Below are 7,569 nucleotides of genomic sequence, written 5' to 3'. Positions count from 1 at the left end.
GGCATGTCGCTGGCCCGCACCGGCCTGGCCGCCGGCGCCAAGCCCAAACGCCGCGCCGCCAAGAAGTCCGGCCCCGCCGCCTCCGGCGACACCCTGGCCTCCCCGATGCAGGGCACCATCGTCAAGGTCGCCGTCGAGGAGGGCCAGGAGGTCAAGGAGGGCGACCTCATCGTCGTCCTGGAAGCCATGAAGATGGAACAGCCCCTCAACGCACACCGCTCCGGCACCATCAAGGGCCTGAGCGCCGAGGTCGGCGCCTCCATCACCTCCGGCGCCCCCATCTGCGAAATCAAGGACTGAAGGACTGAGCGACACGGGCTGAGCGACACGGACGGGTGACTCACCCGTCTCATCGCGACCGAAGCGCCCGGCGAACCGCATCTGCGGCCAGCCGGGCGCTTCGCCGTGCGGGCACTTCGCCGTGCGGGCACTTCGCCGTGCGGGCACTTGGCTGTGCGGGCGCCGACGCACGCGGTGTCGGAGGCACGCGGTGTCCGACGCCGGTGCACGAGCCCAAAAAACGGCCTACGAAGCCAAAGAGGGCCTACGACGGCCGACGACGGCCGACGAGCCTCACGAGACGACCCACGGGAAGCCGACGACGTGCGAGTCGGTCCTCGCCGGGACTGGTGGCGCTCGATCCCCCGTCCGCGCGACCGGGAATGATGCTTCGAGCCGCCTGCCGCGCAACCCGTGGGCGTCCGTCCGGGAGCTGCCGGTGGCATCCTGGAGCGCAGCCGGGCGGTGGGATAGGGCGGGTGGAGGGCAGGTGGAGGCGATGGTGGGCGCGACCGCGGGGGAGCGGGCCGGGAGGTCCGGGCCCGCTCTTGGTCCAGGAGCGCCGCGTGTCATGCGCGCGGACGCCCGGCGGAACTACGGGCGGCTGCTCACCGAGGCGCGGTCCGCGTTCGCCGAGCACGGCACGGACGCGTCCCTGGAGGACGTGGCCCGGCGCGCGGGTGTCGGAATCGGCACGCTGTACCGGCACTTCCCGAATCGGCACGCCCTGATGAGCGCGGTCTTCGAGGAGGCCGTGAGCGATCTGCTGGCCCGCTCGCGTGAGCTGCTCGACTCCCCGCAGCCCTGCACCGCTCTGGTGGAGTGGCTGCGCGAGATCATCACTCACGCGGGTGAGTACCGAGGGCTCGCACGCGCCCTCATGTCGGTCTCGGAGGACGACGGTTCACACCTCGCCCGGTGCAGCGGCCCGATGCGTGAGGCGGGCAGCGCCCTGCTGCTCCGCGCCCAGGAGTCGGGGGCCGTACGCCCCGACGTCTCGATCGGTGATCTCCTCCAGCTGACCAACGCGATCGCGCTGGCTGCGGAGGAACCCGTGGACGACCCCGCGCTGGCCGACCGTCTGCTGAACCTGACGCTGCGCGGCCTGAAGCCATGAGCCGGCCGGGCCGGACAGGAACCCGGCCGTCGGCCGCACGGCCCTCCGACGCCGCTCAGCGGCGTCGGAGATCGGCCACGCGGGCCCTTTCGGCCGGGGGCTGGTCCCCCATCACCGTCGCGCTCCGTAGTTGCGGCCCCGAGCCCGGGACCACCTGGCCTCGGCGCGGGCCCGGGAGCGGTACGTCCCGACGCGACTGGCGCCCCGTCGGGACGGGATCCCCTCCCGCGCCACCCGACGCCGATGACCCGGCCACCGCGATCTGTACGCCCTGATCGGCCAGGGCCTGCAGTTCGGTGGCCGCGCGATCGTCGTGGGCGGGCGGCTCGTCCGTGACCAGGCGTGTGATGAGGTCGGTCGGCACGGTCTGGAACATGGTGTCCGTCCCGAGCTTGGTGTGGTCGGCGAGGACCACGACCTCGGCGGCCGCATGGACGAGAGCGCGGTCCACCGACGCCGAGAGCATGTTGGACGTGGACAGTCCGCGCTCGGCGGTCAGACCGCTCCCGGAGAGGAACGCCCGGGAGACGCGCAGCCCCTGGAGGGACTGCTCCGCACCCGAGCCGACCAGGGCATAGTTGGAACCGCGCAGGGTGCCGCCGGTCATCACGACCTCCACACGGTTGGCGTGGGCCAACGCCTGGGCCACCAGCAGGGAGTTGGTGACGACGGTCAGGCCGGGCACCCGAGCGAGCCGGCGGGCCAGCTCCTGCGTGGTGGTACCCGCCCCCACCACGATGGCCTCGCCTTCTTCGACGAGACCCGCGGCGAGATCGGCGATGGCCGTCTTCTCGGCGGTCGCGAGATGCGATTTCTGCGGAAAGCCGGACTCCCGCGTGAACCCGCCCGGCAATACCGCACCGCCGTGCCGGCGGTCGAGGAGTCCTTCTGCCTCCAGTGCGCGCACGTCCCGCCGTACGGTCACTTCGGAGGTCTGGACGACGCGGGCGAGCTCACGGAGCGACACGGCCCCATTCGCTCGCACCATTTCGAGGATCAATTGGCGACGTTCTGCAGCGAACACGAAACTGACAGTAACCCCAACGACCGTCTGCTTTCAGCAGTTTGCGCCGAATAACAGAAGTTGTTCGCATGACAGGACACCGAGTGGTATACGTGCCTACTCGTGCCGCCTATGCCGCGCGCACGGTCGCCAACTCCCCGTGACCAGCGCGGAGTCGCCCGGAGCCGTCAGCCCTCGTTCGTGGTCTTCCGGGTGTGCAACTGCCGTGCCACCTCGGCGATCGAGCCGGACAGGGACGGATACACGGTGAACGCGTTCGCGATCTGTTCGACCGTCAGATTGTTGTCGACCGCGATCGAGATGGGGTGGATCAGCTCCGAGGCGTGCGGGGAGACGACCACACCGCCGACCACGATGCCGGTGCCGGGGCGGCAGAAGATCTTGACGAAGCCGTCGCGGATGCCCTGCATCTTGGCACGCGGGTTGCGCAGCAGCGGCAGCTTCACGACCCGGGCGTCGATCTTGCCGGCGTCGACGTCCGCCTGGGAGTAGCCGACGGTGGCGATCTCGGGGTCGGTGAAGACGTTCGAGGAGACCGTCTTCAGGTTCAGCGGGGCCACCGCGTCGCCGAGGAAGTGGTACATGGCGATCCGGCCCTGCATGGCGGCTACGGACGCGAGGGCGAAGACGCCGGTCACGTCTCCGGCCGCGTACACGCCCGGAGCGGTCGTGCGGGAGACCCTGTCCGTCCAGATGTGCCCGGAGTCGCGGACCCTGACGCCGGCCTCCTCCAGGCCCATCCCGCTGCTGTTCGGGATGGCGCCGACGGCCATCAGGCAGTGCGTGCCGCTGATGACCCGGCCGTCGGAGAGCGTGACCTCGACACGGTCGCCGACCCGCTTGGCGGACTCGGCCCGGGAGCGGGCCATGACGTTCATGCCGCGGCGGCGGAAGACGTCCTCCAGGACGGCGGCGGCGTCCGGGTCCTCGCCCGGCAGCACGCGGTCGCGGCTGGAGACGAGCGTCACGCGGGAGCCGAGCGCCTGGTACGCGCCGGCGAACTCGGCACCGGTGACACCGGAGCCGACCACGATGAGCTCCTCGGGCAGCTCGTCGAGGTCGTAGACCTGGGTCCAGTTCAGGATGCGCTCGCCGTCGGGCTGCGCGTCGGGCAGCTCGCGCGGGTGCCCGCCGGTGGCGAGGAGCACGGCGTCGGCGGTGAGGGTCTCCTCGGTGCCGTCCGCGGCACTCACGACGACCTTGCGGGAGCCGTCCAGGGCCTGCATGCCCTCCAGCCGCCCGCGGCCGCGCAGGACGCGCGCACCGGCCCGGGTCACCGAGGCCGTGATGTCGTGCGACTGGGCGAGCGCGAGGCGCTTCACCCGGCGGTTGACCTTGCCGAGGTCGACCCCGACCACACGGGCGGCCTGCTCCAGGGGAGGGGTGTCGTCGGCGACGATGATCCCCAGCTCCTCGTAGGAGGAATCGAAGGTCGTCATCACCTCGGCCGTGGCGATGAGAGTCTTCGACGGCACGCAGTCGGTGAGCACCGACGCCCCGCCCAGACCGTCGCAGTCGACGACGGTCACCTCCGCGCCGAGCTGCGCGGCTACCAGCGCCGCTTCATATCCGCCGGGTCCGCCACCGATGATCACGATCCGAGTCACGTACTCCATTGTCCCGCACGCTTCAAGGTGCTTCCGCCCAGGGGGGCCGAGTCCGCTGCATCCGCGCCACTTTGTTACGCGAGAGGCGTACGTGTCGCTGCCGTACCCTCGGTCCCATGTCGCTCTACGCCGCGTACGCCGGCAATCTCGACCCGCGGCTCATGACGCGCCGCGCCCCGCATTCGCCGCTGCGCGCCACGGGCTGGCTGAACGGCTGGCGGCTGACCTTCGGTGGCGAGCACATGGGCTGGGAGGGCGCGCTCGCGACGATCGTCGAGGCGCCGCGGTCCCAGGTCTTCGTGGCGCTGTACGACATCGCGCCACTGGACGAGGACTCCATGGACCGCTGGGAGGGCGTCGGCCTCGACGTCTACCGCCGGATGCGCGTACGAGTGCACACGCTGGAGGGTGAGGAAGCCGCATGGCTTTACGTACTGAACGGGTACGAGGGGGGACTGCCCTCGGCGCGTTATCTGGGCGAGCTCGCGGACGCCGCCGAGTCGGCGGGAGCCCCGCACGACTACGTCATGGAGCTCCGCAAACGACCCTGCTGAGGTCTTGCGCGGGGAACCCGCTCCGCCGTGCCCCGACGGTATCCGCGCCGCTCCGCGACGGTTCCGCCCACCCTCCGCCCGGATCGCCCCGCCGACCGGACGCCCGCGCGCGCCCGCCGCTCCGCGGCGTCCTTCCCGGCCGTGCGCCGGTCCCGCCCCGTCCACGGGACACCCCTGGCGACACCTCCTCCCCTCCCCCGCGCCCTCCCCTTTGTCGGAAACGACAAGACAACGATCGCAAGACCGTGAGCTCCGTCATCTACGCGCGTAGGCCCAGACCGGCTACCCTCTTGCGCGTGAACGCATCTCTTCTTCCGGACGACATCCAGGGCGACCCCCACGCCGCCGCTGACGCCGCCGCCGCGCGCCTGCGCGAGCTCACGGGCGCCGAGACCCATGACGTCGCCCTCGTGATGGGCTCCGGCTGGGCTCCCGCCGTGGACGCCCTCGGCACCCCCGAGGCCGAGTTCCCGGTCACCGAGCTGCCGGGCTTCCCGGCGCCGGCGGTCGAGGGACACGGCGGCCAGATCCGCTCGTACCGGATCGGTGACAAGCGCGCCCTGGTCTTCCTCGGCCGCACCCACTACTACGAGGGCCGCGGTGTCGCCGCCGTCGCGCACGGCGTACGCACCGCCGTCGCCGCCGGCTGCAAGACCATCGTCCTCACCAACGGCTGCGGCGGTCTGCGCGAGGGCATGCGCCCCGGCCAGCCCGTGCTGATCAGCGACCACATCAACCTGACGGCCACCTCGCCGATCATCGGCGCGAACTTCGTCGACCTCACCGACCTGTATTCGCCGCGGCTGCGCGCGCTCTGCAAGGAGGTCGACCCCTCCCTGGAGGAGGGCGTCTACGCGCAGTTCCCCGGCCCGCACTACGAGACGCCCGCCGAGATCCGCATGGCCCGGGTCATCGGGGCCGACCTGGTGGGCATGTCGACGACGCTCGAAGCCATCGCCGCGCGCGAGGCGGGCGCCGAGGTGCTCGGCATCTCCCTCGTCACCAACCTCGCCGCCGGTATGACGGGCGAGCCCCTCAACCACGAGGAAGTCCTCCAGGCGGGCCGCGACTCGGCCGCGCGCATGGGCGAACTTCTGACCCGGGTACTGGATCGTCTGTAGGCGACAGGGTGTTCACCCCCGGTGCCGGGGCGGAACGACCCGGGGTACACGGAACCGTACGACCGAAGAGAGGTGCACCCGAGGTGCAGGACGAACTCATCGCGCGGGCCAAGGCGTGGCTGGCCGAGGACCCCGACGCGGAGACCCGTGACGAACTCGCCAAGCTCGTCGAAGCGGAGGACGTCACCGAGCTGGCCGACCGTTTCGCCGGCACGCTCCAGTTCGGCACCGCGGGCCTGCGCGGTGAACTCGGTGCGGGACCCATGCGGATGAACCGCTCGGTGGTCATCCGGGCCGCGGCCGGACTCGCCGCGTACCTGAACGCCAAGGGCGAGAGCGGCGGACTCGTCGTGATCGGCTACGACGCCCGCCACAAGTCCGCGGACTTCGCCCGGGACACCGCGGCCGTGATGACGGGCGCGGGTCTGCGCGCCGCCGTCCTGCCCCGGCCGCTGCCCACTCCCGTCCTCGCCTACGCCATACGGCACCTCGGCGCGGTCGCGGGCGTGGAGGTCACCGCCAGCCACAACCCGCCCCGCGACAACGGCTACAAGGTCTACCTCGGCGACGGTTCGCAGATCGTCCCGCCGGCGGACGCGGAGATCGCCGCCGAGATCGACGCGGTCCGCGCGCTCGCCGACGTGCCCCGCCCCGACTCCGGCTGGGAGACCCTCGACGAGGGCGTCCTGGACGCCTATCTGGCCCGTACGGACGCCGTACTGGCCGAGGGCTCGCCGCGCGGCGCCCGCACCGTCTACACGGCCATGCACGGCGTCGGCAAGGACGTGCTGCTCGCCGCCTTCGCGCGGGCCGGGTTCCCCGAGCCGGTGCTCGTCGCCGAACAGGCCGAGCCCGACCCGGACTTCCCGACCGTGGCCTTCCCCAACCCGGAGGAGCCCGGCGCGATGGACCTCGCCTTCGCGGCGGCCCGCGTGGCGGAACCCGACCTGATCATCGCCAACGACCCGGACGCCGACCGGTGCGCCGTGGCCGTGAGGTCCGGCGCCGACTGGCGGATGCTGCGCGGCGACGAGGTCGGCGCGCTGCTCGCCGAGCACCTGGTGCGCCGGGGCGCGCGCGGCGTCTTCGCCGAGTCGATCGTCTCCTCCTCGCTGCTCGGCCGGATCGCCGAGGGCGCGGGCCTGCCGTACGAGGAGACGCTCACCGGCTTCAAGTGGATCGCCCGCGTGGAGGGTCTGCGGTACGGGTACGAGGAGGCGCTCGGCTACTGCGTCGACCCCGACGGCGTACGCGACAAGGACGGAATCACCGCCGCCCTCCTCATCACCGAACTGGCCTCCGGGCTCAAGGAGCGGGGCCGGACCCTGCTCGATCTCCTCGACGACATCGCGGTCGCGTACGGGCTGCACGCCACCGACCAGCTCTCGGTACGGGTGGAGGACCTCTCGGTCATCGCGAACGCCATGCGCCGGCTGCGCGAGCAGCCGCCCACGGAGCTCGCGGGCCTGGCCATCACGAAGGCCGAGGACCTGAACCGGGGAACGGACAAGCTCCCGCCCACGGACGGCCTGCGCTACACGCTGGACGGCGCCCGGGTCATCGTCCGGCCGAGCGGCACCGAGCCCAAGCTGAAGTGCTACCTGGAGGTCGTGGTGCCCGTCGGCGGCCACGCCGATCTCCCGGCGGCCCACGCGAAGGCCGCCGAGCTGCTGACGGCGATCAAGCGCGACCTGTCGGCCGCGGCCGGCATCTGAGCCCCCGCCCGGCGGAAGGCGGCCCTCCCGCCGCCTCCGCCGGGTCCTGCACGCACACCCACCCTCTTACGGGTGATTTCCGCGTGGCAGTTGACGCAGCGCTCCCGTGCGCCATCGGACGACCGAGGAACGGTACCCGTAGCGCACCGTCG

7 protein-coding genes are annotated in these 7,569 nt (G+C 71.9%); 5 read left to right on the top strand and 2 right to left on the bottom strand.

Features of this window, described 5'->3' with window-relative positions:
- On the top strand, nt 1-300 hold a 300-nt coding region (locus ACFYW8_RS20610; RefSeq protein ID WP_389077220.1), incomplete at its 5' end, for an acetyl-CoA carboxylase biotin carboxyl carrier protein subunit.
- 550 nt (nt 301-850) lie between these two features.
- A complete protein-coding gene (locus tag ACFYW8_RS20605) occupies nt 851-1,396 on the top strand; it encodes a helix-turn-helix domain-containing protein (RefSeq protein WP_365870677.1) in 546 nt (181 codons plus the stop codon).
- Between the two features lie 55 nt (nt 1,397-1,451).
- Here ACFYW8_RS20605 and ACFYW8_RS20600 read toward each other — a convergent pair whose 3' ends face one another.
- Both ACFYW8_RS20600 and ACFYW8_RS20595 read right to left on the bottom strand, forming a co-directional pair.
- The gene (locus ACFYW8_RS20600) at nt 1,452-2,384 is read right to left on the bottom strand and encodes a DeoR/GlpR family DNA-binding transcription regulator (RefSeq protein WP_389077304.1); all 933 of its coding nucleotides are present in this window, start codon (nt 2,382-2,384) and stop codon (nt 1,452-1,454) included.
- 203 nt (nt 2,385-2,587) lie between these two features.
- Entirely contained in the window at nt 2,588-4,036 is a 1,449-nt protein-coding gene (locus ACFYW8_RS20595) for an NAD(P)H-quinone dehydrogenase (protein ID WP_389077212.1), read from the bottom strand.
- 107 nt (nt 4,037-4,143) lie between these two features.
- Here ACFYW8_RS20595 and ACFYW8_RS20590 point away from each other — a divergent pair, with 107 nt between their 5' ends.
- The 3 genes from ACFYW8_RS20590 (at nt 4,144) to ACFYW8_RS20580 (ending at nt 7,417) form a co-directional block, all read left to right on the top strand.
- On the top strand, nt 4,144-4,581 hold the full coding sequence (locus tag ACFYW8_RS20590) for a gamma-glutamylcyclotransferase (RefSeq protein ID WP_328553784.1): 438 nt from the start codon (nt 4,144-4,146) through the stop codon (nt 4,579-4,581).
- A 296-nt stretch (nt 4,582-4,877) separates the two neighbouring features.
- Nucleotides 4,878-5,702: a purine-nucleoside phosphorylase gene (locus tag ACFYW8_RS20585; protein ID WP_365870680.1), complete on the top strand. Its 825-nt coding sequence runs from the start codon at nt 4,878-4,880 to the stop codon at nt 5,700-5,702.
- Between the two features lie 83 nt (nt 5,703-5,785).
- Entirely contained in the window at nt 5,786-7,417 is a 1,632-nt protein-coding gene (locus ACFYW8_RS20580) for a phospho-sugar mutase (protein WP_389077204.1), read from the top strand.
- Nucleotides 7,418-7,569: the final 152 nt, after the last annotated feature.

Source organism: Streptomyces sp. NPDC002742, from assembly GCF_042888885.1.
Taxonomy (GTDB): Bacteria; Actinomycetota; Actinomycetes; order Streptomycetales; family Streptomycetaceae; genus Streptomyces.
The sequence above is the reverse complement of the archived record's forward strand: the minus strand, read 5'-3'. Positions and strand labels throughout refer to the sequence as shown.

Coding starts and splice junctions, on each gene's coding strand:
- ACFYW8_RS20605 (WP_365870677.1), top strand. CDS start 851: ATGCGCGCGGACGCCCGGCGGAACTACGGGCGGCTGCTCACCGAGGCG.
- ACFYW8_RS20600 (WP_389077304.1), bottom strand. CDS start 2,384: ATGGTGCGAGCGAATGGGGCCGTGTCGCTCCGTGAGCTCGCCCGCGTC.
- ACFYW8_RS20595 (WP_389077212.1), bottom strand. CDS start 4,036: ATGGAGTACGTGACTCGGATCGTGATCATCGGTGGCGGACCCGGCGGA.
- ACFYW8_RS20590 (WP_328553784.1), top strand. CDS start 4,144: ATGTCGCTCTACGCCGCGTACGCCGGCAATCTCGACCCGCGGCTCATG.